25 protein-coding genes and 1 pseudogene are annotated in these 24,895 nt (G+C 63.9%); 20 read left to right on the top strand and 6 right to left on the bottom strand.

Features of this window, described 5'->3' with window-relative positions:
• Positions 1 to 24 precede the first annotated feature (24 nt).
• Positions 25 to 438 carry a VOC family protein gene (locus QSV46_RS34995; RefSeq protein ID WP_314962478.1) on the top strand — a complete coding sequence of 138 codons (414 nt, stop codon included), beginning with the start codon at positions 25 to 27 and terminating at the stop codon, positions 436 to 438.
• Positions 439 to 545: 107 nt separating this feature from the next.
• On the opposite strand, the gene QSV46_RS35000 is transcribed toward QSV46_RS34995, so the two are convergent.
• From QSV46_RS35000 to QSV46_RS35015, 4 genes are all read right to left on the bottom strand, one after another.
• Positions 546 to 908, bottom strand: coding sequence for a hypothetical protein (locus QSV46_RS35000; RefSeq protein WP_314962480.1), 363 nt, complete (start codon positions 906 to 908; stop codon positions 546 to 548).
• A 400-nt stretch (positions 909 to 1,308) separates the two neighbouring features.
• A complete protein-coding gene (locus QSV46_RS35005; protein ID WP_314962482.1) occupies positions 1,309 to 1,650 on the bottom strand; it encodes a hypothetical protein in 342 nt (113 codons plus the stop codon).
• 285 nt (positions 1,651 to 1,935) lie between these two features.
• Positions 1,936 to 2,367, bottom strand: coding sequence for a hypothetical protein (locus QSV46_RS35010; protein ID WP_314962484.1), 432 nt, complete (start codon positions 2,365 to 2,367; stop codon positions 1,936 to 1,938).
• A gap of 127 nt (positions 2,368 to 2,494) precedes the next feature.
• A complete protein-coding gene (locus tag QSV46_RS35015) occupies positions 2,495 to 3,283 on the bottom strand; it encodes an SDR family oxidoreductase (RefSeq protein ID WP_314962486.1) in 789 nt (262 codons plus the stop codon).
• 91 nt (positions 3,284 to 3,374) lie between these two features.
• On the opposite strand from QSV46_RS35015, the gene QSV46_RS35020 reads away from it, so the two are divergent.
• Complete coding sequence (locus QSV46_RS35020) at positions 3,375 to 3,755, top strand: cupin domain-containing protein (RefSeq protein WP_314962489.1); 381 nt, start codon at positions 3,375 to 3,377, stop codon at positions 3,753 to 3,755.
• Here QSV46_RS35020 and QSV46_RS35025 read toward each other — a convergent pair.
• On the bottom strand, positions 3,752 to 5,416 hold the full coding sequence (locus tag QSV46_RS35025) for a PAS domain-containing methyl-accepting chemotaxis protein (RefSeq protein WP_314962492.1): 1,665 nt from the start codon (positions 5,414 to 5,416) through the stop codon (positions 3,752 to 3,754). The two genes, QSV46_RS35020 and QSV46_RS35025, sit on opposite strands and share 4 nt — an antisense overlap.
• Before the next feature lie 427 nt (positions 5,417 to 5,843).
• Between QSV46_RS35025 and QSV46_RS35030 the strand changes: the two genes are divergently transcribed.
• From QSV46_RS35030 to QSV46_RS35055, 6 genes are all read left to right on the top strand, one after another.
• Positions 5,844 to 6,248 carry a YciI family protein gene (locus tag QSV46_RS35030; protein ID WP_314962494.1) on the top strand — a complete coding sequence of 135 codons (405 nt, stop codon included), beginning with the start codon at positions 5,844 to 5,846 and terminating at the stop codon, positions 6,246 to 6,248.
• Between the two features lie 59 nt (positions 6,249 to 6,307).
• Positions 6,308 to 6,673 (top strand): hypothetical protein, encoded by a 366-nt coding sequence (locus QSV46_RS35035; protein WP_314962496.1) that lies wholly within the window; start codon positions 6,308 to 6,310, stop codon positions 6,671 to 6,673.
• Between the two features lie 125 nt (positions 6,674 to 6,798).
• Positions 6,799 to 7,539 carry a TetR/AcrR family transcriptional regulator gene (locus QSV46_RS35040; protein ID WP_027545587.1) on the top strand — a complete coding sequence of 247 codons (741 nt, stop codon included), beginning with the start codon at positions 6,799 to 6,801 and terminating at the stop codon, positions 7,537 to 7,539.
• A gap of 121 nt (positions 7,540 to 7,660) precedes the next feature.
• Entirely contained in the window at positions 7,661 to 8,152 is a 492-nt protein-coding gene (locus QSV46_RS35045; protein WP_314962502.1) for a DUF2852 domain-containing protein, read from the top strand.
• A gap of 189 nt (positions 8,153 to 8,341) precedes the next feature.
• On the top strand, positions 8,342 to 9,109 hold the full coding sequence (locus QSV46_RS35050; protein WP_314962505.1) for a serine acetyltransferase: 768 nt from the start codon (positions 8,342 to 8,344) through the stop codon (positions 9,107 to 9,109).
• Between the two features lie 130 nt (positions 9,110 to 9,239).
• The gene (locus QSV46_RS35055) at positions 9,240 to 9,497 is read left to right on the top strand and encodes a hypothetical protein (RefSeq protein WP_314962507.1); all 258 of its coding nucleotides are present in this window, start codon (positions 9,240 to 9,242) and stop codon (positions 9,495 to 9,497) included.
• A 166-nt stretch (positions 9,498 to 9,663) separates the two neighbouring features.
• On the opposite strand, the gene QSV46_RS35060 is transcribed toward QSV46_RS35055, so the two are convergent.
• A complete protein-coding gene (locus QSV46_RS35060) occupies positions 9,664 to 10,182 on the bottom strand; it encodes a DUF2231 domain-containing protein (RefSeq protein WP_314962510.1) in 519 nt (172 codons plus the stop codon).
• Positions 10,183 to 10,578: 396 nt separating this feature from the next.
• Between QSV46_RS35060 and tolQ the strand changes: the two genes are divergently transcribed.
• The 12 genes and pseudogenes from tolQ (at position 10,579) to QSV46_RS35120 (ending at position 24,822) form a co-directional block, all read left to right on the top strand.
• A complete protein-coding gene (gene tolQ, locus QSV46_RS35065) occupies positions 10,579 to 11,295 on the top strand; it encodes a protein TolQ (protein ID WP_247524836.1) in 717 nt (238 codons plus the stop codon).
• A 43-nt stretch (positions 11,296 to 11,338) separates the two neighbouring features.
• Positions 11,339 to 11,791 (top strand): protein TolR, encoded by a 453-nt coding sequence (gene tolR, locus QSV46_RS35070; protein ID WP_314962517.1) that lies wholly within the window; start codon positions 11,339 to 11,341, stop codon positions 11,789 to 11,791.
• A gap of 4 nt (positions 11,792 to 11,795) precedes the next feature.
• Positions 11,796 to 12,755: a protein TolA gene (locus QSV46_RS35075; RefSeq protein WP_314962520.1), complete on the top strand. Its 960-nt coding sequence runs from the start codon at positions 11,796 to 11,798 to the stop codon at positions 12,753 to 12,755.
• Between the two features lie 23 nt (positions 12,756 to 12,778).
• Positions 12,779 to 14,140: a Tol-Pal system beta propeller repeat protein TolB gene (tolB, locus tag QSV46_RS35080; RefSeq protein WP_314962523.1), complete on the top strand. Its 1,362-nt coding sequence runs from the start codon at positions 12,779 to 12,781 to the stop codon at positions 14,138 to 14,140.
• A 269-nt stretch (positions 14,141 to 14,409) separates the two neighbouring features.
• Complete coding sequence (locus QSV46_RS35085) at positions 14,410 to 16,743, top strand: putative bifunctional diguanylate cyclase/phosphodiesterase (protein WP_314962527.1); 2,334 nt, start codon at positions 14,410 to 14,412, stop codon at positions 16,741 to 16,743.
• Between the two features lie 190 nt (positions 16,744 to 16,933).
• Positions 16,934 to 17,689 carry an N-acyl amino acid synthase FeeM domain-containing protein gene (locus tag QSV46_RS35090; RefSeq protein ID WP_314962528.1) on the top strand — a complete coding sequence of 252 codons (756 nt, stop codon included), beginning with the start codon at positions 16,934 to 16,936 and terminating at the stop codon, positions 17,687 to 17,689.
• A 296-nt stretch (positions 17,690 to 17,985) separates the two neighbouring features.
• Positions 17,986 to 18,474, top strand: coding sequence for a peptidoglycan-associated lipoprotein Pal (gene pal / locus QSV46_RS35095; protein WP_314962529.1), 489 nt, complete (start codon positions 17,986 to 17,988; stop codon positions 18,472 to 18,474).
• A 185-nt stretch (positions 18,475 to 18,659) separates the two neighbouring features.
• Positions 18,660 to 19,706, top strand: coding sequence for a tol-pal system protein YbgF (ybgF, locus tag QSV46_RS35100; RefSeq protein ID WP_314962530.1), 1,047 nt, complete (start codon positions 18,660 to 18,662; stop codon positions 19,704 to 19,706).
• 75 nt (positions 19,707 to 19,781) lie between these two features.
• Positions 19,782 to 20,903, top strand: coding sequence for a tRNA lysidine(34) synthetase TilS (gene tilS, locus QSV46_RS35105; RefSeq protein ID WP_314962533.1), 1,122 nt, complete (start codon positions 19,782 to 19,784; stop codon positions 20,901 to 20,903).
• 254 nt (positions 20,904 to 21,157) lie between these two features.
• On the top strand, positions 21,158 to 23,080 hold the full coding sequence (ftsH, locus tag QSV46_RS35110; RefSeq protein WP_314962536.1) for an ATP-dependent zinc metalloprotease FtsH: 1,923 nt from the start codon (positions 21,158 to 21,160) through the stop codon (positions 23,078 to 23,080).
• A gap of 249 nt (positions 23,081 to 23,329) precedes the next feature.
• Positions 23,330 to 23,591 (top strand): annotated as a pseudogene (locus QSV46_RS35115) (branched-chain amino acid ABC transporter substrate-binding protein); the annotation flags it as partial.
• A 496-nt stretch (positions 23,592 to 24,087) separates the two neighbouring features.
• Positions 24,088 to 24,822, top strand: a complete 735-nt coding sequence (locus QSV46_RS35120) for a hypothetical protein (protein ID WP_314962539.1) — start codon at positions 24,088 to 24,090, stop codon at positions 24,820 to 24,822.
• Positions 24,823 to 24,895: the final 73 nt, after the last annotated feature.

Below are 24,895 nucleotides of genomic sequence, written 5' to 3' on the forward strand. Positions count from 1 at the left end.
AAGGAAGCGAAGAGGAGAGAAGCGATGCTGAATGCCTATCTGTTCTATCAGGACACCTGCGAAGCGGCGTTCAATTATTACGCCAAGGTGCTCGGCGGCAAGATCGACGCCATGATGCGGGCGTCGGACGCGCCGCCGGACGTGCCCGCCGCGCCCGGCCGCGAGAAGACGATCATGCATGCGCGGATGTCGCTGCCCGACGGCAGCGTGCTGATGGCCTCGGACGGGCCGCCGGAGCATTTTCACAAGCCGCAGGGCTTTTCGATCTCGCTCACGGTCACGGACCCCGCGGACGGCGAACGCAAGTTCAACGCGCTGGCCGACGACGGCACCGTCACCATGCCGTTCAGCAAGACGTTCTGGGCCAAGGGTTTTGGCATGTGCGTCGACAAGTTCGGCATCCCCTGGATGGTGAACTGCCCGGCAGAAGGCATGTAACAGGCGCGGGTCGCCTGCATGCTTCGTTGAGCCACGTCCCCTCTCCATCGTTGCAGGAGAGGGGACGCATTTGGAGGATCGCGTCAGACGCGATCGGCCGTAGTCTCTCAACGGATCGACCCGGTCACGTCCTCGTCCGGCGAGGGCTGGCGAACGCAGCGAGGGCAGATCACGAGTTTCGTACCGAGCTGCCTGTCGTTCTCCGCTTCGATTTCGTCGTGAACGGCCCACCACGCCTCGGAATAGGGACGCAGCGTGCCGAGCACTTTTTCCCGCTCCTGATTGGGATCGTCCTGCGCAGGTGCCGGATTCACCGCGCGCCGCTTTGTGATAGCGGCACGGCTGGAGACTCTGTTCGGATCGTGGCCGAGGCCGTCCCACGCGATCGGCCGGCGCTCCTGTGCCGGCGCCACCGCGCACCCGATGAGCGCTGCGCAAAAAGTAAGCAAGACGAGGCCGTGTCGCATCATGCCGAACCCTTGGTGCGGTACGCGACACACAGATTCCGCATGCGGAAGCTTGCATCGCGCCAGTTAAATGGAACCTAAGGGAAACGACATGGCCGGCATGGCCGAATATGAAATCATGCTCTCGCACCACTTTGCGTGAGCAGTGAGGCCGCTTCGTGAAAAGGCACGGACCGCATCGCACAACAACTGGCGCAATAATAGGCTGTGAACTGCGCGTCAGAATCGCTAATCATTCGTTCATAAAAGCTACAAACTGGGGCGGACGTGATTTGGAAGGGAGCGACCGATGGCGGCGGCGCTGCAGATCAACTTTGCACTTTGGGGTATGCTCATCTGCGTGAGTATGGAATTGGCGCAGATGATCCAGGCATTCTACTAGGCCTGACGAAGCGGGTGCCTGCTAGCTCACCAGCAAGGCGATCAGCGTGAAGCTGACGCTTGCGATCACCAGCATCGAAAGGATGTAGTTGCGCGGCCGTGCCGTCGGTCCGGGCGGCCTTCGTCGCTGCAGTGCCTCGCTCGCCTGCCACGCGGGTACCGACCGCGCGAGTACAGGCTGAGCGCCCGCGCCGACATATTTCACATAAAGCTCGAGCAGGCGCAGCTCCGACGACAGGTCCATCAGGCCCTCGCGATCGCGCCGCGACAGCAGCTCGAACTCGAGGGTTTCTTCGGAGCTCAATTGGCCGAGGACGATGCGCCCCTGGTCTGACAGGCGATAGCGAAAATCGATGGGCTGCATGGCTTGCGAACCGTTTGAAAATGGCAATCTTGAAAAAGCGGAACCATCCCAGTGACCACTGCTGGGATTGCGGCGGCCCTGCGGCCATCGTGACCCGGGAGCGGCCTCAATCTGGACGCCACCATCATAGACGGCCGGGCAAAGCCGGAAACTGCGTAAATTGGGCAGGCATTGCGAAGCGGTTGAGCGGATTTCGCGTCCGGACCGTCGGAATTTTGCAAAACTGCCTAATCGCGGGACAGCAGCGGATTCCACGCGGTCATATGGCTGGCAACCGCCGAGCGGTCATCGGCAGCGTGGATAGATCGCCGCCAGATCGCGTCCCTTCAGCAAAAGCAATCTGGACGAGAGACCGCCGCGGCGGCTGATCCAGTCGCGTACCGGGCCAGGATAGGCCTGGAGGACCGCGTCCGATGCCTCCGGTTCGGCATAGACGCGTCCGCGCCGGTCGACCGAGCGCGCCGCATGGAAGCCGAGCACGGCGCGTTTCGTCACACAGATGCGCTCGCCCGGCACGATGCTCAGCACCAGCGTGCAGGCGGACAGGCATGGACCGTCGATCACCACGCGCTCGCCGCTCTGGCGCACCTTCTCGAACAGATCGAGGAACGGTCCGACCTGTCCACCCGGCGACTGGATGATGCGGATTTCGGCTGCGGCAGGTGCGGCGAAGAGCGCGGATGCGAGCATCAGGGCACTGAAGAAGATGCGTCGCATGGAGCACTCCGAACATTCGATATCGTAGGGTAGGCAAAGCGTAGCGTGCCCACCATTGGCGCCGGGAATCCGGAGAGATGGTGGGCACGGCGCAAGAGCGCCTTTGCCCACCCTACAAATCCTGTGCCTACCCGTTCCGCCGCTCGCCGCGCAGTGTCGGCAGGCCGATGCCTGCTGCATCGAAGCCGCCATCGACGGCCAAAATTTGGCCGGTGATGTAGCTCGATCGTTCCGAGCACAGGAAATAGATCGCCTCGGCGAGTTCCTCCTCCAGGCCGTAGCGGTTGAGCGGAATGGCGTCGTGATAGTCGGCGCGGATCTCCCTGGTGTGCACCTGCTTTGCCATCGCCGTGTCGACCGGCCCCGGCGCGACCGCGTTGACGCGGATGTTGAGCGAGGCAAGCTCGACCGCGAGCTGCTTGGTCAGATGCGCAAGGCCCGCCTTGCTGGTGCCGTAGGCCGAGCGTAGCGTCGAGGCGCGCACCGCCGAGATCGAGGTGATGTTGACGATGGCGCCGCCGCCGCTGTCGCGCATCAAGGGCACCGCGGCCTTGGTGCAGAGGAACGGGCCGGTGAGGTTGACCTCCAGCACGCGGCGCCAGTCGGCCTCCGACGTCTCCATCAGCGGCGCGAACACGGCGATGCCGGCGTTGTTGACGAGCGCATCGAGCCGGCCGAACCGCCGCTCGACCGTTTTCATCGCAGCGGCCACCGCTTCCGGGTCCGAAACGTCGCAGGTCAGCGCCAGCGTCGCTTCGCTCTGGCTGATCTCGGCGGCCGCGTGGCCGAGCAACTCGCCTTCGATGTCGAGCAGCGCCACGCGCCAGCCCTCGGCCAGGAACTTCTTCGCGGTCGCAAGCCCGATGCCGCGCGCGGCCCCGGTGACGAAAGCGACTTTTTGCGGAGCCTGCGGCATTTGCTAATCTGTCCTGTGTTCGAAAGGGACGCGCGGCGCCCCCAGGGTGGTCTTTTACTTCGCTTTGGTCCCGACGAGAAAGGCCCTGATCATGCTTATCGATCCCAGCGCGACGCCGCTCGAGGAATGGCGGCGGGGTGTGAAGACGCGCATGCTGACATCCGCGCGCAATGGCGCAACCGCGCTCTGCATCTTCGAGCAATGGGTCGATTCCGGCGCCGGCGCGCCGACGCACAGCCATCCGGTCGAGGAGGTCCTGTCGGTGCGGGAGGGCGAGGCCGAGATGTGGATCGAGGACGAACGTATCGCGATGACGGCCGGCCAGTCGCTGCTGGTTCCCGCCCACCGCAAGCACGGTTTTCGCAATTCGGGCACGGCGATGCTGCATGTCCACGCCGTGCTGGCCGCGCCGGCCTTCGAGGCGTTGCCGGATGGGGCGACTGAAGCGACGCGGCGGTGGACGGCGGACTAGGACAGTTCCGCCGAGGCACGCTGCATGTTGGCCGACATGTCGGCCGTCACGATGCTCTGCTCCTCGACCGCGGCGGCGGTGGAGGCGATGAACTCGTTGACGTCTGCGATCGCGGCCTTGATTGCGGTCAGCGAACTGGCGACATCACCGGAGATCGTGTTCAGCGCGTCAATTTCGGAGGTGATCGTGTCGGTCGCCTGCTTGGCCTGGTTGGCGAGGCTCTTCACTTCGGAAGCAACCACCGCGAAGCCGCGGCCGGCTTCGCCCGCCCGCGCCGATTCGATCGTGGCATTGAGTGCGAGCAGGTTGATCTGGCCGGTGATGCCCGAAATCATCTCGACGATGCCGCTCATTGCCTGCGCCGCCGCATTCAGTCGCTGCGCCTGGCCGTCAGCGGCCTCGACGCGCGTCGTCGCCACCTTCGACGTCTCGCGTGATTTGGTCATGGTCTCGGAGATCTCGCGGATCGAGGCGCTCATCTGCTCGCTGCCGGCGGCGACAGCCTCGATCAGCCCGCGCGCATTGTCGGCCTTTTTGCGACCGATCGCCTGTGCGGTGACGTCGGTAGCGTATTTCACCACCTTGTAGGGCTTGCCGTTGAGATCGAAGATCGGGTTGTAGGAAGCCTGGATCCAGATCTCGCGACCGCCCTTGGCAAGCCGCTTGTATTCGGCCGCCTGGTATCCGCCGCGGTTGAGCGCTTCCCAGAACTGACGATAGGCCGCCGAGTTCTTCTCGTCCGGCGCGACGAACATGGAGTGGTGCTGTGCCTTGATCTCGGCCAGCGAATAGCCCACCGCGTTCAGAAAGTTCTGGTTGGCGGTGCGGATCGTCCCGTCCATGTTGAACTCGATCACCGCCTGCGACTTCTGGATCGCGGCGAGCTGACCGTCATTGTCGGCTGCCTTCATCTTCTGCGCGGTGACATCAGTTGCGAACTTGACCACCTTGAACGGCTTGCCGGTCTCGTCGAGGATCGGGTTGTAGGTCGCCAGAATCCAGATCTCCTTGCCCCCCTTGCCCAGCCGCTTGTATTCGGCGGCCTCGAACTCGCCGCGGTTCAGCCGCGCCCAGAAATCGGCATAGGCAGAGCTGGCGCGATCCTCCGGCGTCACGAACATGCTGTGATGCTTGCCCTGGATCTCGTCCAGCGAATAGCCCATCGCGCTCAGGAAATTCTCGTTGGCGGTGACGACGGTGCCGTCCATGTTGAACTCGATCACGGCCTGGGCGCGGCTGATCGCGGCGAGCTTGCCCGCTTCCTCCATGCTCCTCATTTTGTAGGCCGTGATGTCGGTGGCGAACTTGATGAAGCTCACCACCTTGCCATTCGCATCGCGCAGCGGCGCGTAAGAGGCGTGGATCCAGAGCTCCTTGCCGTTCTTGCCGTAGCGCCTGTATTGCGTGGTCTGGAATTCGCCGCGGTTCAGGCTGGCCCAGAAGTCGCGGTAGCGCGCGCTCTCGCGCTCGGCCGGGCTGACGAAGATGCTGTGATGCTTGGCCTTGATCTCCGAGAGCGTATAGCCGCTCATCTTGAGAAGGTTCTCATTGGCATCGAGGATGGTGCCGTCGAGCCCGAATTCGATCACGGCCTGTGACCGGTCGAGTGCTTCGACCTCGGCGACGGCGTGCCTGACTTTCTTGCTTTGAAAATTGAACACGTGATGCTCCGCGCAATGGCTTCGAAGCGAATCGGCAGGGTCCCGCGCCGTCTCGCCTGATCAGAAAAGTTGCATGAGCGTGTTGAACAACTGTAAACCCTTGCACCGATTTGCGCCCGTTCCGTAGTTTCAGGTGCGCCGGCCATGTCGCTCATGGTGCAAGCATTCCAGATTTATATGCACAGCGGAGTTCATAGGCGGGGCCGTATTTGTACGGGCGCGTCTCGAACTATTTTTGCGTCTGTTGCCGGGAATGCACGCTAGCGGCGGTCGCAATGACCTCCGGAATAATTGCCGGCGCCCTGTCGGTTCCGTCAGGGTTGGTTCGTCTTGAAGGTGAGGGCGGGCGGCCCGGCCGTCGCGCCCGTCCTTTCCGGAGTGGCGCCTCGCCGCGCACTCCGGACGACAAAGCAAGCAAGGAATGCTCATGCGATTCATGATGCTGATGATCCCGCTCGGCTACGAGACCGCGCCGCCGGACGTGCAGCTCGATCCCGAACGGGTCGCCGCGATGATGCGCTACAACGAGGCGCTGAAGGATGCCGGCATCCTGATCACGCTCGACGGCTTGCATCCGCCGTCGATGGGCGCGCGCGTCTCGTTCGCGACCGGCGAGCCCGTGGTGACCGACGGCCCCTTCACGGAGGCCAAGGAAGTCCTGGGCGGCTACTGGATGATCGAGGTCGCCTCGCGGGAGGAAGCGATCGCCTGGGCCAGGAAGTGCCCGGCCTCCACCAATGAAATCATCGAGATCCGGCAGGTCCAGGAAATGTCCGACTTTCCGCTGGAGGTGCAGACAGCCGCCGCCGGTTTCGACGATCTGAAGACATAGCCGCGGTGGTCGCGATCAAATCGCGGCTGTCGTCAATCCATCAACAACGGAGAGAACCGATGAGCACCGAACACAAATTCCTCGCCGTCTATCTCGGCAGCATGAGCGGCGAAAAAATGAAGGCCTGGCACGCGATGCCCGAGGCCGAACGGAAGGCAAAGGAGCGAGAGGGCATGGCCGCCTGGCACGGCTGGGTCCAGAAGAACGAGGCCGTCATCGTCGAGATGGGGGGCCCGCTCGGCAAGACCCGCCGGATCGACGCGAGCGGCATCACCGAGATCAGCAATGCGTTGACTGGCTTCACGGTGGTGCGGGCTGCCTCGCAAGAGGAAGCTGCCAAGCTGTTCGAGAACCACCCGCATTTTGCCATCTTTCCCGGCGAGGCGATCGAGGTCATGCCCGTGCTGCCGATTCCGCAGATGTAGCCGCTCGCACGTCGTTTCCGGGCCCGGTGCCGAGGCACCGCCTCGGCGGTCCCTGGAGTACGGGGCTAATCAGGCCCGATTCCCGCTAGTGACCTTCGCGCCCGGCTCATGTAAAGCTCGTTCACATGAGCTGGCGCAAGGAGACGCGCCGCGCCGAGCGCGGCTATCACCACGGCAATCTGAAGGAAGCCTTGTTGCAGGCTGCCCTCGGGTTGATCGCCGAGAAGGGCGCGGCCGGCTTCACCTTCGCCGATGCCGCGCGAATGGCCGGCGTCAGCGCTGCGGCACCCTATCGGCATTTCCGCGACCGCGACGAGCTGTTGTCCTCGATCGCGCAGCGCGGCTTCGAACAGTTCGAGGCGCGCCTGACCGCGGCTTGGGACGACGGGCGGCCCGACACGGTCACGGCCTTCGAGCGCGTCGGCAGGGCCTATCTCGCCTTCGCCCGCGAGGAGCCCGCCTTCTACAATGCGATGTTCGAATCGGGCCTGCCGGTCGACGCCAATCCGGCGCTCCAGGCTGCCAGCGAGCGCGCTTTCAACATCATTCGCGCCGCCGCCGAGCGGCTTGCAGCACTCGCGCCGCCCGGTACGCCGCGCCCGCCGGCGATGATGATGGCGCTGCACATCTGGTCGATGGCGCACGGCGTGGCCTCGCTGTTCTCGCGGGGCGACGCCGCGCGGCGCAAACTGCCGATGTCGCCGGACGAGCTGCTCGAGGCCGAGGTGCTGATCTATCTGCGCGGCCTCGGCTTCCCGACCGACCGGCGTCCGCCGGCGAAGAGCGCCGAGCCGCCGCCCGTGCCACCGGAGGCCTCCTCCGGTTCTGGCGTGCCGCCCGGCGGTCCCTGGGGCAAGCCGAAATAAAATTGCGCAAATAATTGCCCCAGCCTGTCGGCCAGCCGGCTTGACAAAATCGCGGGATGATTTAGCTATGTAAATGTTATTTACATTCACAACGGCGCAGATGCCGTGATGGAGATGGGAAATGGCCTACACCGCTGATGTCAATCGATGGCGCGGCCCTTCGGACCAATACCAACAATACGAGCGCCCCCGCATGCTGGAGACACCCTGGCATCCCGGCTGGATCGCCGTGACCATCCTCGGCTTCATCATCTGGTGGCCGATCGGACTTGCCCTTCTCTTTTTCACACTCGGGAGCAGAAGAATGTCGTGCTGGAGCAACCAGGATCGCTGGCAGAACAAGATGGAGCGGATGCAGTACAAGATGGATCGCATGCGCGGCCGCATGGAGCGCCGTGGTTTCGGCTTCGGCTTCGGCCCGCCCTCGAGCGGCAACCGCGCGTTCGACGAATACCGCACCGAGACGCTGCAGCGGCTCGAGGAGGAGCAGGTCGAGTTCAAGAACTTCCTCGACCGTCTGCGTCACGCCAAGGACAAGGAAGAGTTCGACCAGTTCATGGCGCAGCACAAGACGCGCCCGACCCCGCCGCCGACCGACCAGCCGCAGAGCTGAACTGTAAAGGCTGATCTGAAAAGGCTGATCTAGGTCGAGATATCAAAGCCTTCAGGCGCATGCCCCCAAAGTCCTGTTGGCCCCGAGCCGCCCGCCTGCGCAACCCGCAGGCGGGCGGTTTGGCTTTTGGCGCCTTGATAGGGACCGCCTATATTTGGCGTCATGGGTAGCGACAGACCGGAGGCGGCGATGACCAAAGCTGCGATCATGGCGAACGACGGCCTCTGGCAGGCGATCCGCGGCGAGGCGGAGCGTGCGGCGGCCGCCGATCCCGTTTTCGGCAAGGCCGTTGCCGATGCCGTTCTTGCCCATGACGATTTTGCCGCTGCGCTTACTGATCTGATCGGGCGCAGGCTTGGCAGCGGTGCGGCAGAGCGCGCGCGCTTCACGGCTTTTTCGCGTGAAGCGTTTCGCGAGGAGACAGACCTGATTGCAGCGGCCGCCCGCGACCTCCAGGCGATCGCACGCCACGATCCCGCCATCGCCGAGCTACTGCCGCCGCTGCTGCATTTCAAGGGCTACGTCGCGCTGCAAGCCTGGCGCGTCTCGAACTGGCTCTGGCGCCATGACCATCGCGACGCGGCGCTGCTGTTCCAGAACGAGGCGTCGAATGTCTTGCAGGTCAGCATTCATCCGGCCGCACATTTCGGGTCGGGCGTTTATCTCGACCACGCCACCGGCATCGTGATCGGCGCGAATGTGGTGATCGGCGACGAGGTCACCATTCTTCAGAACGTCAGCATCGGTCGCCGCGGTGAACTGCCGGCGCGCTCGCCGCGCATCGGACGGGGCGTGTTCATCGGCTCTGGCGCGACCATTCTCGGCGACATCGCGATCGGCGATTTTGCCAAGATCGGCGCCGCGACGGTCGTGACGTCAGACGTCCCCGGCGGCTGCACTGCGGTCGGCAATCCCGCACGGCTGACCAATTGTCCCGAACCCGCCTCTGCGGCCTGAAAGGGGTCGAAAAAGGCAGGCAGGGCAGTCCAGCGCCCGTACAGGAAAACCGGACGCCCTAGAACCCGATCGCGGTGAGGCACGACCAAGCCCTGACAGCGCCTTTCCGCTTGCGCCGACGGGTACGACCATGAGCACCGCCGAATGCAAAGAGACCAGACGGCGCATCGCACTGCTCGAGCGCCTCTCGGACCTGTTCGACCGGTTTGGAGTCTCGGTGCCGCTCGCGATCGCATTCCTCAACGGCTGGCCGACGGAGATCAAGTCCTATCAGGAACTCGTGGCGAGCGATGCCTGGAAGGTCTTTCTCAGTTGCGCCCTTTATGCACTCGCCGCCTTTGCGCTCAAGCGCGCGGTTTCGTTTGCGACAACGGGTCTCGCCCCATGATCCTGCTCCGCGATTTCGCTCTCTTTGTTCTTCCCGGGCTCGTCGCGGCGGGCGGCTGGCTCTACGCCCTCAGCCTGCGCCAGCGGGTCCGGCCCATGCTGACGCCACGGGAGAAGGTCGAGCGCGGATCGTCGCCGAGGTCGGCCTCTGGCGACGTCCCGCTCGCTCAGGCGGCGTGGCGGTGGCTCTCGCCGCCATGATGCGGCGTGACCGGCTCCGATCTGGTCTGGCCCGGCGCGTCCAGCACCGCGACGTGATGCCGGTAGACCATCTCCCAGCCCTTCCATCCCGTGAACAAGAGGATACCGACGACGAGCAGGGAGAGCACCACGCCCCACGGCTGGATCGCAGCCTCGGCGCCTTGGACATAGCGGAGATAGAAGTTGATCAGGGCCAGCACGACCGCCGCCAGATTGCCGATCATGTGGTACCAGGCATCGTTCAGGCGGCGGATGCGGGGCTCGCTGACGAAATCGGTAAAGCCGGCTGTGGCGGCAACCAGCGCCATGACGATGCCGGCGCCGATCAGCCAGATCGCGGCCCTGGCCCAGAAACCGTCGCCGGTTCCGATGAAGGCCAGATCGGCGATGGGCGCGCCGACCAGGAACGCCACGGGGAAGGGGATGATCATGGGGTGGAGCGGATGATCGCCGATGGCCGCGGTCGTCTTGGGGTTGATAGTCATGGCAAAACCTCGCCAGAAGTGATTTTCCGGATAATCGCCGGGGCGAGGGCCGGTTCCTCCAGTCGTGATGTGAGCCACCGCCGAACCAGCAGCTTGCCAACCGCCTGCACGGGCTGCCTTTTCCGCAGCCAAAGTCGCCTCCGGTAACCCCGCATTAACCAACGCTGGGCTCTGGTAGTTGCGGACAATCGCGCCCGGAGCCTGTGGTCGAGGCCCATAGTTTTGACATCTTGGCAGGGAATGCAGACGGCCGGCTTTGGACGAGCCCCTGCACCCCAGAAAGACAAGGCTTTGAGCGGGCTTGCCGGCCGCGCCGGTTTGCGCGGCTGTTGGGGAACCGGCAGCCATTTGCTGCCGCGAACATCAGGTAACGATCGCCTTGAGAGGATACTGCTTATGAATCCGGCCGACGTGGCACAGTCAGCCCTTCCGGTTGCCGCTTCCGCGGACGTGTCGCTGATTGCGCTGTTCTGGCAGGCTCACTGGATCGTGAAAGCGGTGATGCTGGGACTTCTGGCCTGCTCGGTCTGGGTCTGGGCGATCGCCATCGACAAGATCTTCCTGTTCGCCCGCACCCGCCGCTCGATGGACCGGTTCGAGCAGGCGTTCTGGTCCGGCGAGTCGATCGAGGAGCTCTATCGCACGCTGTCGGCCAAGCCGACGCATTCGATGGCGGCCTGCTTCGTCGCGGCGATGCGCGAATGGAAGCGCTCCTTCGAGAGCCAGGCCCGCTCGGTCGCCGGCCTTCAGATGCGCATCGACAAGGTGATGAACGTCTCGATCGCCCGCGAGGTCGAGCGACTGGAACGCCGGCTGCTGGTGCTCGCCACCGTCGGCTCCGCCGGCCCCTTCGTCGGCCTGTTCGGCACGGTCTGGGGCATCATGTCGAGCTTCCAGTCGATCGCGGCGTCGAAAAATACCTCTCTGGCGGTGGTGGCGCCCGGCATCGCGGAGGCGCTGTTTGCGACCGCCGTCGGCCTTATCGCCGCCATTCCTGCCACTATTTTCTACAATAAGTTCACGTCCGAGGTGAACCGGCAGGCCCAGCGGCTCGAAGGCTTCGCCGATGAATTTTCAGCCATTCTGTCCCGTCAGATCGACGAGCGAGGCTAACGGACGGCATGTATAGTGTGAAGGGCAATTTGAGCACTCGATCATGGCGATGAACGTAGCCAGTTCGTCCGGAGGCGGCGGGCGCCGTGGCCGGCGCAAGCCCGTCGTGGCCGAGATCAACGTCACGCCGATGGTCGACGTGATGCTGGTGTTGCTCATCATCTTCATGGTGTCGGCACCGATGTTGACAGTCGGTGTGCCGCTCGACCTGCCGCAGACCCAGGCCAAGAGCCTCGAAAATAACGATCAGAAGCCGATCCAGATGTCGGTCGACATCAAGGGCAAGGTGTTCATCAACGACGCCGAGATCGCGATCAATGAGCTGGTGCCGAAGCTGAAGGCGATCACGGACGCGCGCGGCGGGCTCGAGGAGCGCATCTATCTGCGTGCCGACAAGAAAGCGGATTACGGCACGGTGGCCAGGGTGATGGGGCTGTTGTCCGGAGCCGGATTCAAGAAGCTGGCGCTCGTCACCGAAGCGGATCAGGGGTCCTAGGCCGGTGAAGGTGAACGTCGACAAGACACTCGTTGCGTCGATTGCTCTCCACGTCCTCGTGCTTGGATGGGGACTGGTCACCTTTAGCAGCAAGGCCTTTGTCGCGCCGGAAGAGTCGCTCCCGATCGACATCATCTCCAGCGATCAGCTCGCCAAGATGATGTCGGGGCAGAAGACCGGCGACAAGAAAGAGCCGAAGCCCAAGGTCGAGAAGATCGCGGAAGCCAAGCCCGAGGAAGACGCGGTCGGCAAGGTCACCGAGAAGAAAGAGCTGATCAAGACCAACTCGACGCCCGAGCCGCCGCCGAAACCCGTCGAGAAGCCGGTCGAGAAGAAGCCCGAGCCGCCGAAGCCGGTTGCCGAGGCCAAGCCGAAGGAAGAGCCGAAGCCGCAGGAAAAGAAGCCTGATCCGGCCAAGGAAGATCCGATCGCCGAACTCCAGAAGAAGCTGGACACCAAGAAGCCGCCGCCGAAGCCCGTAGAGCAGAAGATCGCAGCGGTGCAGCCGCAGCAGCAGCCCAAGCCCAAGGAGCGCAGCTTCGATCCCGCGCAGATCCAGCGCGACCTCGACAAGCGCGCCGCGACCCGGCACGAGCTCGCTGGCTCGACGCTGAATGCGTCGGCGTCGCTGGGATCGACGACCGGGACTGCTGCCAATAATGTTGCGACCTGGCGCGGTGCCTTCCAGGGCGCGGTCAAGCGCTGCTTCACGCCGACCTATAACGGGCAGGATGCCGACCAGTACGAAGCTGACATCGACATTTCCATGAAGATCGATGGATCGCTGGCGGCGGAGCCGACCATCGTCGGGGTGAGGGGGCCTTCCCGGGCGATCGCCCAGGCGATAGCCGAAAGCGCCAAGCGCGCCATCGTGCAGTGTCAGGTTTATTCGTTCATGCCGAAGCAGCAGTACGATAGCTGGAAGCTCATTCCGATGACCTTCGGCCTGAAAGATATGTTGTGACATCCGAACAAAAGAACTTTGCAATGAATGACGCTCGATCGATCTCCCGCCGCCGCTTCATGACTGTTACCGGATCGGCTCTCGCGATGCTCGGCGGCGGACACGCCTTCGCCCAGGGCCAGCCGCGAATTCGTATCGACCCAAACGAATTTCGGCCGATCCCGATCGCGATCTCCAACTTCGTGCCGGGCTCGCCCGCCGACGGCGAGGTCAGCAACGGCGTCACGCAGGTCATCACCAACAATCTGAAGCGCTCGGGCCTGTTCGCGCCGATCGACCAGGCCGCCTTCATCGAGCGCATCAGCAACATCGATGTCGCGCCGCAATTTCAGAACTGGAAGACCCTCAACGCGCAGGCTCTCGTCACCGGTCGCATGACGCGGGGTCAGGACGGAAGGCTCAAGGCCGAATTCCGCCTCTGGGACGTCGTCACCGGCCAGCAGCTCACGGGCCAGCAATATTTCACCTCGCCGGAATATTGGCGCCGCATCGCCCACATCATCTCCGACCAGATCTATGAGCAGATGACCGGCGAGAAGGGCTATTTCGACAGCCGCGTCGTGTTCGTGGACGAGACCGGGCCGAAGGAGCGCCGCGTCAAGCGGCTCGCCATGATGGACCAGGACGGCGCCAATGTGCGCTATCTGACCCGCGGCGCCGATCTCGTGCTGACGCCGCGCTTCTCGCCGAACTCCCAAGAGATCACCTACATGGAGTTCGGCCAGGGCGATCCGAAGGTCTATCTCTTCAACATCGAGACCGGCCAGCGCGAGATCGTCGGCAACTTCCCGGGCATGACCTTTGCGCCGCGCTTCTCGCCGGACGGCCAGCGCGTCATCATGAGCCTGCAGCAGGGCGGCAACTCCAACCTGTTCGTGATGGATCTGCGCTCGCGCTCGACCACGCGCCTCACCGATACGCCGGCGATCGACACTTCGCCGTCCTATTCGCCCGACGGCGCCCGCATCTGCTTCGAATCCGATCGCGGCGGCCGGTCGCAGATCTACGTGATGGCGGCGGGCGGGGGAGCTGCGCAGCGCATCTCCTTCTCCAAGGACGACACCAACGCCAGCTATTCGACGCCGGTGTGGTCGCCGAAGGGGGATTACATCGCCTTCACCAGGCAGGGCGGCGGGCAGTTCTCGATCGGCGTCATGAAGCCCGACGGCAGCGGCGAGCGGCTCCTCACCTCGGGCTTCCACAATGAAGGCCCGACCTTCTCGCCGAACGGCCGCGTGCTGATGTTCTTCCGCGATCCCGGCGGCAGCGGCGGTCCGTCGCTGTACTCCGTCGACATCTCCGGCCGCAACGAGCTCAAGGTGCCGACGCCGGGCTTCGCCTCCGACCCGGCCTGGTCGCCGCTGCTGTCCTCGACACCCGGTTAGAGCCGAAAGCGCTGGAGCCATCGCGGCTAAAACATCGCGTGTTCAGCCGCGCGATGTTTTCGAAAAAACATGCCGATTTTTTCGGGTTTGGTGCGGGACGCAACCTTTCCTTCACCTTGTGCCCGGCAACGCTTGCCTAGTTGCTTGATATTTCAACAGAAACGGGTTCGCTATAGTCGAAAAACAACCCGACTTTAACGATGTTCCCTCAGAAAGGCTTCATCTGGTCTGGGTAAAAGTACGCGCCAAACAGGACGCGTAACAAGCCGATGCAGCTGGCCGACCAGAAGCAGAGCGATCGAGACGAGCTGGAGCCGATACTCTACGCCGCTCTCATCAACTCTATGGTGCAGAATTTCTGGGCGATCTTTCTGGGCTCGGCCTCCGCGGCCGTGGCCGCGGTCATGACTGCGCTGAAGACCGGTGACGTCCGGTTGTGGCCGATCGCGTTCCTGCTGATCGCCATCGGCACCGCACGTGCCTTCCAGATGCGCGGATACGAAAACCGCACGCAGGCGCTGTCATTCGACGAAGCCAGGCATCTGGCGCCGCGCTATTGGCTCGGTGCCTTGAGCTATGCCGCGGTGCTCGGCGTGTGGGCCTTCGTCGTGATCTACCTCAACGAGGATGCGGTTGCCGACATGCTCTGTGTCGCCATCGGCATCGGCTACACCGCCGGCGGCGCCGCCCGCAATTACGGCCAGCCGCGCGTGATCCAGTGGCACGTCGCGCTCGCCTGCGGACCGATGTCGCTCGCGCTGCTGCTGCATGGCGGCTTCTACCACATGGGTCTCGCCATCCTGCTCGTGTTCTTCTTCATCGGGCTGAAGAATATCAACCTCAGCCTGCACGCGATCTTCGTCAAGGCGCTGACCTCGAGCTTCCGCGAATCCGCGCTGGCGAGCCAGTTCGATACCGCGCTCAACAACATGCCGCATGGCCTGTGCATGTTTCGCGCCGACGGGCGTCTTGCGGTGATGAACCATCGCTTCGGCGAGTTGATGGTGCTGCCGGACGATCTGGTCAAGCGCGGCGCCACCGCCGCCGACATCGTGTCGGCCAGCGTCGCCGCAGGCTCCATCTCGGCGGAGAGCGGTAACCAGATTCTGGCCGAGATCGCGCATGCGCGGATCTGCGAGATCGTCACCGCCGATCCGGATTTCTCGCGCGGCCGCACGCTGGCCTGGACGTTCCAGCCGATGGCCGGCGGCGGCACCGTGCTGCTGCTGGAAGACATTACCGAACGCACCAACGCCGAAGCCCGGATCAGCCATCTCGCCCGCTATGACGAGCTCACGGCGCTGCCCAACCGGGTCAGCTTCCGCGACGAGATCGAACGGTTGCTGGCGATCTCGCAGGGCGCCGAACGGCTGTCCGCGCTGCTCTTCGTCGATCTCGACCAGTTCAAGCAGGTCAACGACACGCTCGGTCATCCCTGCGGCGACCAGCTGCTGTGCGCGGTCGCCAACCGCCTCCGCGAGATGCTGCGCCCGGAGGATTTCGTCGCCCGCTTCGGCGGAGACGAGTTCGTCGTGTTCCAGCAGAACATCGCCACGCCCGAGGACGCCGCGAGCCTCGCCCGTCGCATCGTCGAACGCCTGAGCGAGCGCTACCGGATCGACAATCACCTGGTCGAGATCGGCGCCAGCGTCGGCATTGCGCTGACCTCGCCGAACGGCGACGTCCGCGCCGACACGCTGCTCAAGAACGCCGACATGGCGCTCTACCGCGCCAAGGCCGACGGCCGCGGCACCTTCTGCTTCTTCCGCGACGAGATGGCGGCGACCGTCGAAGCCCGCCGCATCCTCGAGCTCGACCTGCGCAAGGCGCTCGCCAACGAGGAATTCGAGCTGTTCTACCAGCCGCTGGTCAACCTCAAGTCCGGCAGGATCACCACCTGCGAAGCGCTGCTGCGCTGGAATCATCCGGTGCGCGGCACCGTCTCGCCGGTCGACATCATCCCGGTTGCCGAGGACATGGGCCTGATCGTCGATCTCGGCCGCTGGATCCTGCGCCGCGCCTGCATGGAATGCATGAAGTGGCCGGACGGCGTCAGCGTCGCCGTCAACTTCTCGCCGCAGCAGTTCCACCAGCGCGACGTCCTGAGCGAGATCCGCTACGCGCTGGAGGTCTCAGGGCTCCCGGCCCATCGCCTCGAGATCGAGATCACCGAGTCGTCGCTGCTGCACAACACCCAGCTCACCCACGACATCCTGTCGCAACTACATACGCTCGGCGTGCGCATCTCGCTGGACGATTTCGGCACCGGCTATTCGAGCCTCAGCTACCTGCACAATTTCCCGATGCAGAAGGTCAAGATCGACCGCTCCTTCCTCGAGGGCATCGACACCGACCGGCCGCTGACGCTGCTGCGCGGCGTGGCGCGGCTGTCGGCCGATCTCGGCATGGCAGTCGTAGTCGAGGGCATCGAGACCAACGAGCAGCTCGAACTGATCAGCGCCGACGGCACCGTCTCGGAGGCGCAGGGCTATCTGTTCAGCCGTCCGGTGCCCGCCGTGCGGATGCGCCAGCTCCTCAACGCCTCGCATGGACGGCGCGGCGAGAGTCTGCTCCAGGTCGTCGGCTCGCGCTCCTTCGCTTAACTCCATCTCCGGAAATGTCCCATCGTTTCAGCCAGTTGCTGATCACCGTAGTGCTACGGTGATTAACCCTATCGCCGCGATTGCTTTGCATCGTCGTTAAGGAGGTGTTAATAAATCATCACGCGCGCGTAAGTTGTCCTGCGGCAATGGCCCGGCCTCGCGCGGCGTGAGTTGTGAGTAAGGAGTTGGAATGCAGTCCTCAGCCAGATCTGTCATTTCGGCTGTTGGACGTGGAGCGGAGCTCCTCACCGACGTCGATTACCATCTTGCCGAAACGACCGCGGAGAAGGAGGAGATCTACAACCTCCGCTATCGCGCCTATTTGCGGGAGGGTGCCGTCAAGGAATCGGCAGACGCCCGGGTCACCGACCGCTATGACGAGCTGCCGAACGCCTGGACCTTCGGTGTCTATCTGCGTGGCCAGCTTTGCAGCTCGGTGCGCATCAGCGTGCTGACCCCGGAATGGCGCGAATCCACCTCGGCCGATGTCTTCCCCGACGTCCTGATGCCGCGGCTCGATCGCGGCGCGGTCATGATCGACCCGACCCGCTTTGTCGCCGATCCCGACCAGGTCAAGCGGGTGCCGGAATTGCCGTATCTGACGACGCGGCTCGCCTACATGGCGTGCGAGCATTTCAATGCCGATCTCGGCCTTGCCATCGTGCGTGCCGAGCATCAGGCGTTCTATCGCCGGGTATTCCTGCACGAGACCATCGCCGAGCCCCGCCTGGTTCCGGGGCTGACAAAGCCGTTCGGACTGATGGCGGCGGATTTCCCGACCTTCCGCAAGAAGGTGTTCGAGCGCTACCCGATCATGCGCTCCACCGCCTTCGAGCGGCGGATGTTGTTCGGCCGCGGCGGCCAGCGCCAGGCCCCGCAGCAACCCGTCCCGCAGCAGCCCATCCCGCAGCGGCCGGTGCTGGTGGCGGACGCCGCTCACGTCTGACGTCCCGCGGTCAGTCACGGTCTCGAGCCGCCGCGCATCTTTCGGCCGGGGCTCTGTTCACCTCATCATCGTTCGCGCTCAAATTTCCAGCAAAAGCCGGCGTTTTGCCGGCTGACGCGGCTTGCCTTCACCCTCGCGCCACATTTACAACCCATTAACCATGACGGGTGCTTTTCGCGGGTTGGGGGCATTTGATCGGCTGAGGCAAGGTTCCATCAAGGTTGACGGAACGTTCGCTTAACCAACCCCCTGTAGACCGGACAGCAGTGGACGAACGTGAGCGTGGAGGCTCCGGAATGAAATATCCTATGCGTATCCTCCAGGGATTGAGGCTGGCTGCGGTGATTGCAATCGCGCTGTCGATGGGCGCCTGCGCCAACAAGAACGCTGCGACGGATGCGATGGCCAACGCGGCGACCCCTGGCAGCCAGCAGGATTTCGTCGTGAACGTGGGCGACCGCGTGTTCTTCGAAAGCGACCAGACCGATCTGACCCCGCAGGCGACCGTGACCCTGGAGAAGCAGGCACAGTGGCTGCAGAACTATCGGCAATACAGCTTCACCATCGAAGGTCATGCCGACGAGCGTGGCACCCGCGAATACAACATCGCGCTCGGCGCTCGCCGCGCCCAGTCGGTGCGTTCGTTCCTCGCCTCGCGCGGCATCGATCCGAACCGCATGCGCACGATCTCCTACGGCAAGGAGCGGCCGGTCGCCGTCTGCAACGACATCTCCTGCTGGTCGCAGAACCGTCGCGCCGTCACCGTGCTGAACGCGAGCTCCTGACGCTGTCAGGCCCTGTTCATCTTCAGATACCGATGATGCCGGCGCCCTCTCGGGCGCCGGTTTCGTTTCAGCAATCCGTGACTTAAAACCCTTGGTACCAGTCACAGTTTTGGCGTACTCCCCTTCAATGTGTGGCGCGTCGAATGTTCCGTCGCAGGCCATTTAGCTTTCGTCGTCAGGGCAAGATGTCATCCAGATTTAAGGTCTTTACCGGCACCGTGGCGATCGCCGCGCTGCTCTCCTTGTGCGTGCCCGCACTTGCGCAGTCGGACGATGCCGACCCCGAGATGCGGATCGAGCGGCTGGAGAACCAGCTGCGCCAGCTCACCGGCCAGAACGAAGAGCTGCAGTATCGCAACCGCCAGCTCGAAGAGCGCCTGCGGGCGCTCGAGGGCGGTGCGCAAGGCGCGCCCGGACAGGCGCCCAATGTCGCCGCGATGCCTCCCGCCCAACTCGCACCGGGCCAGGTCGCGCCGGCCTATCGCCAGCAGCAGCAAGTCCAGCCGAATTACGAGCAGCCGCAGATCGCCTCTCCCGCGCCGATCGTTCAGGAGCAGCCTGCGCCGGGCGCGCCCGGCAGCCGTCGCCGCGGCGATGCGTTCGACCCGAGTCAAAATCCGAGTGCCCCGGGCGCGCCGCGCGCGCTCGGTGGCGGGCAGCAGCCGATCGCGGCAGGCACACAGGCAGGCGCGCCCGGCGGCCGCGGCTATGGCGAGCCGCTCGATCTCTCCAACAATGGCCCCCGCTACCCGCAAGCCGCAGTGCCCGCACAGCCGGCCTATCCGCCGGTGCAACAGGGTAGCCCGGCGCCGTCAGGCGGCACGGGCCTTGCGACCCTGCCGCCCTCGGCAACGCCGCGCGACGAGTTCGACCTCGGCATCGGCTATATGCAGCGCAAGGATTATGCGCTCGCCGAGCAGACCATGAAGAACTTCGCCCAGAAATATCCGAGCGACCCGCTGCTCGGGGATGCGCAATACTGGCTCGGCGAGAGCTACTTCCAGCGCCAGCAATATCGCGACTCCGCGGAAGCCTTCCTCGCCGTCACCACCAAATACGACAAATCGGCCAAGGCGCCGGATGCGCTGTTGCGGCTCGGCCAGTCGCTGGCCGCGCTGAAGGAGAAGGAAGCCGCCTGCGCCGCCTTCGGCGAGGTCGGCCGCAAATATCCGCGCGCCTCGGCCGGGGTCAAGAGCGCGGTCGATCGCGAGCAGAAGCGGGTGAAGTGCTGACGCGCGGTGTTTGCGCCCTGACAATGCGGATGGTGCTGCGCTAATACAGTGCCCGCCATTCTGCTGGGCCCTGTCATGTCAGACGTGGACAATTCACCGATTTCGGCGCGCGCGGCGAAGCAACTCTTCGCCGGGCTGAAAAGCGCGCCGGCGCTGGTGCTCGCGGTTTCCGGCGGGCCCGACTCGGTTGCGCTGATGTGGCTCGCCGCGCGCTGGCGGCGCAGCCTCGCGCGCGGCCCGCAACTGACAGTCGTCACCATCGATCACGGCCTGCGCCCTGAAGCGGCATGTGAGGCGCGCGAGGTCAAGCGGCTCGCAACCGAGCTCGGCTTGACGCACCGGACCCTGCGCTGGCGCGGCGCCAAGCCGAGCACGGGGCTGCCCGCGGCCGCGCGCGAAGCCCGCTATCGCCTGCTGGCGCAAGCCGCGCGCAAAGCCGGCGCGAGCCATGTGTTGACCGCTCACACCCGCGACGACCAGGCCGAGACCCTGCTGATGCGCATGCTCCGCGGCAGCGGACTCGCCGGACTGTCGGCGATGGGCCGTTTTACGGAACGCGACGGCATCGTGCTGGCGCGTCCGCTGCTCGATGTCCCGAAGTCGCAGCTGATCGCGACGCTGAGGCGGGCCAGAATCGGTTTTGCCGACGATCCCACCAACCGCGACACCGCCTTCACCCGGTCGCGCTTGCGTGCGCTGCTGCCGCAGCTTGCGGCCGAGGGCGGCGATAGCAGGAGCCTCGCCCGCCTTGCGGCAAGGCTGGCGCGCGCCAACGCGGCGGTCGAGGTGCTGGTCGATGGCGCCGAGCGCTTCCTTCAGCTCAGAACGCGCGGCGATGCGCCGCAGGCGGCCGCTCGCAGCTTCGAGGCCGAAGCATTTGCCCTCCTGCCGGAGGAGGTCCGGCTGCGGCTCCTGCTGCGGGCCGTCAATGCCCTCGGCCATGAAGGGCCGGCGGAACTCGGTAAAGTCGAGACCCTCCTGGCCGCGCTCGATCAGGCCGTGAATCAGGCCAAGACTCAGGCCGTGGCCGCAACTTCCCGTGCCCCCGCAAATGGCCGTGCGATCCTGAAGCAGACCCTTGCGGGAGCCTTGATCAGCCTTGCTGGAGGGCGTATCCACATCGCGCCGGCACCGGCCCGGCGTTCCCAACGGAACATGCAAGCGAGCGTGCGAAGGGCGGCTGAGGGCGGATCATGACACCGGCCGTTTCCGCGGCACGCCGTCAGGACACCTTAACCAGGCAGGAAAAACCCCGGGCAGGTCGCCATTATTTCAGCGGGAATCGCGCTAAGATGGGATAAATAGTCCCATCTCGTTCCCTTGGCAGCGACCGGGGCGGCACCTAAATTGTATGCGTCCAACCGAGAGGATTCCTTGGGGATTTCCTCGCACAGACCAAATTAACTGCCCAAGGATCAGGCCGCGATCCGCGCGACCACGAAGGAAGATCGATGAACGCCAATCTGCGCAATTTCGCCCTCTGGGTCATCATTGTCTTGCTGCTATTGGCGTTGTTCACGCTCTTCCAGAATCCTGGCCAGCGGGCGTCCTCGCAGGACATCGCCTTCTCCCAGCTCCTGAGCGAAGTTGACCGCGGCAATGTGCGCGACGTCGTGATCCAGGGACCGGACATCCACGGCACCTTCACCAACGGCTCGAGCTTCCAGACCTATGCGCCGAGCGATCCGACGCTGGTGAAGCGCCTCTATGACAGCAAGGTGCAGATCACTGCGAAGCCGCCCGGCGACAACGTGCCGTGGTTCGTGTCGCTGCTGGTCTCCTGGCTCCCGTTTATCGCGCTGATCGGCGTCTGGATCTTCCTGTCGCGGCAGATGCAGGGCGGCGCCGGCAAGGCGATGGGCTTCGGCAAGTCGCGCGCCAAGATGCTGACCGAAGCGCATGGCCGCGTCACTTTCGAGGACGTCGCCGGCGTGGACGAAGCCAAGCAGGACCTGCAGGAGATCGTCGAATTCCTGCGCGACCCCGGCAAGTTCCAGCGCCTCGGCGGCCGCATTCCGCGCGGCGTGCTGCTGGTCGGCCCTCCTGGCACCGGCAAGACCCTGATCGCGCGTGCGGTCGCGGGCGAAGCCAACGTGCCGTTCTTCACCATCTCCGGTTCTGACTTCGTCGAGATGTTCGTCGGTGTCGGCGCCTCGCGCGTCCGTGACATGTTCGAGCAGGCCAAGAAGAACGCGCCCTGCATCATCTTCATCGATGAAATCGACGCGGTCGGTCGTCACCGCGGCGCCGGCCTCGGCGGCGGCAATGACGAGCGCGAGCAGACCCTGAACCAGTTGCTGGTCGAGATGGACGGCTTCGAGGCTAATGAGGGCGTGATCCTGATCGCCGCGACCAACCGTCCCGACGTGCTCGATCCCGCGCTGCTGCGTCCGGGCCGCTTCGATCGTCAGGTCGTGGTGCCCAACCCCGACGTCGTCGGCCGCGAGCAGATCCTCAAGGTTCACGTTCGCAAAGTGCCCTTGGCGCCGGATATCAACCTCAAGACTATCGCGCGCGGCACCCCGGGCTTCTCCGGCGCCGACCTGATGAACCTCGTCAACGAAGCCGCCCTGACCGCCGCCCGCCGCAACAAGCGCATGGTGACGCAGGCCGAGTTCGAGGAAGCCAAGGACAAGGTGATGATGGGCGCCGAGCGCAAGTCGCTCGTCATGACGGAGGAAGAGAAGCTGCTGACCGCCTATCACGAGGGCGGCCACGCCATCGTCGGCCTCAACGTCGTCGCGACCGACCCGATCCACAAGGCGACCATCATTCCGCGCGGTCGTGCGCTCGGCATGGTGATGCAGCTGCCCGAGCGTGACAAGCTGTCGATGTCGCTGGAGCAGATGACCTCGCGCCTCGCCATCATGATGGGCGGCCGCGTCGCCGAAGAGCTGGTCTTCGGCCGCGAAAAGGTGACGTCGGGTGCGTCGTCCGACATCGAGCAGGCGACGCGGCTGGCGCGCATGATGGTGACGCGCTGGGGCCTGTCCGAGGCGCTCGGCACCGTGTCCTATGGCGAAAATCAGGACGAGGTTTTCTTGGGCATGTCGGTGTCGCGGACCCAGAACGCATCGGAGGCGACGGTTCAGAAGATCGACACCGAGATCCGGCGTTTCGTGGAAGAGGGCTACAACGAAGCGACGCGCATTCTCACCGAGAAGCGCGCCGATCTCGAGGCTCTCGCCAAGGGCCTGCTCGAGTTCGAGACGCTCTCCGGCGACGAAATCATCGACCTGCTCAAGGGCAAGAAGCCGAACCGCGAGTCCGTGCTCGAACCGACCACGCCGCGCGCCTCCGCCGTGCCGCCGGCCGGCAAGTCGCGCCCGCGGCCCGATCCGGATCCCGGCCTGGAGCCGCAGCCGCAGGCGTAATCGCGGGGTGGTAGATGAAATTGAAAAACGCGGCGGAAACGCCGCGTTTTTCGTTGGCTGGACTCGTGCCCCGGACGCAGCGCAGCGTCCCTTTGACGATGCGCTGCAGAGCCGGGGCCCATGTCTCCGCATCGCCGTCATTTGGGAGCGCGGCGAAGCAATCTGGACTGTTCCCGCGGCCAGATTTTGGATTGCTTCGCGCCCGCAGTGACGGTGTTGATGCAGCCGCGCTCGCAACGACTTGGCACCAAAGATTTGCCGGAAGCCGACCAGCGCGACACCAACTATGTCACTTCCTACAACAGCACGATGGCGCTGGAGGCGGTGCTGAAAGCCTGCGGCGCCGACCTGTCGACCGAGAACATTCCGGAATCTCGAACTGCCGATGCTCTTGCCGGGCATCAAGGTGAATACACGCCCGTCCGATCGCGTCCCGGTCGTCCAGATGCAGTTCATGCGCTTCAACGGCAAGAGCTGGAAGCGGTTTGGCGAGTTGCAGACGGGGAATTAAAGATCAGCCGGGATCGACGTCATTATTATGTTGGCTTCGGACTCCGACCGGCTAGCGGTTGCCTCCATTGGTAGTATTGACGGTGCGTATGTCGGCCGACTAGTCCTGTTTGCAACGATCAAGTACCAACCCCGACCGCTGAAATACCCGAATGCACCGAACTGGCCGTGGAGCGAGTGGCTCCGGCAAATCCTTTGCGCCCCTTGTTCTGGTCGTCCTCGTAGCAACAGGATTGATCCGCTACGCCATCGATCATTCTGGCGCTTCAATTAGGGAGGGCGGGCGGGTATCGGCTTCGATCGAATCTGATCAATCCAAACACGCGACAGAGAACGCTTCGGCGAATAATAACGCGTCGAGTCCATCGCCTGCTTCCTCGGCGTCGAGGACGGAGCCCTCGCAGTCGGCTGAAGGCGCAGGGAAGGAGGCCGCCCCTGGGGCACCGGCTCGGGTCACTGCGATTCGCGTCGAGCAAGGCCTCTTTACGGACATCCGCATGCGCGAGAATGTTATTTGCGCCGCAGATTATCCGTTCTTGGGAATCGCAGAGATCGGAGGAGAATTTGTTGCTCTGAACGGCATTGCTCGCCAATGGGCCAGCAACAACTACCTCTCAGTCTATCGCGGCAGTGAGTGGATCGCGGTGAAGGATCGCGGGGTCGATCCCCTCAATGTGGGGTTTTCAGATGCTGGCAGACTGATTCGGACTGCAAACGATTTATGCCCCTCATCGTCGGCGGACGTTCTCGGAGAAGCTGCGAGAAAAATGAAGGAAGGTGAGGCAAGGCTTGTTCAACTCGGCTCAACATTCGGACTTGGATCGGTAAGCCGGCCGCGGCTCGCCAGTGAGCCCAGGAAAGTGCCAGCGGAAGACGCGATCGAAGTGGTTGCCTGGCACCTGACGCTAGGATTGGGTCGCGAAGCGCAGGTCGGTCAGAAAATCCGGACGGCAGGAGGGATGGCCTGCTTTAGATTCGATGATGATGAGTACCGATGCGTGAAATTCGATCGTACGCACGGGCGCACCGCGATATTGATGGCTACGAATATCGATGGGCCCGAAAAGCAGATCGTCGACCAGCACTGCTTTACGTTAGCTCGTAGCCTGAATGACCGGCGTTGTGATTTCAACGTAACGATGGTCGTGAAGAAGCGGGCTATGGATCACTTGGAGAGCACGTTTATCTACTCCAGTGACAGCATGAAATTGACGCACTGGTCAAAATACTAAAGCGTGATGGCATTAAGTTCGATAGCCTGAATTTTTGAGATAGTTGGCGCATTCCTCGGGTGTGAAAGCGTCG

The sequence above is a fragment of the Bradyrhizobium cosmicum genome (assembly GCF_032290525.1).
In the GTDB taxonomy this organism is placed as follows: domain Bacteria; phylum Pseudomonadota; class Alphaproteobacteria; order Rhizobiales; family Xanthobacteraceae; genus Bradyrhizobium; species Bradyrhizobium cosmicum_A.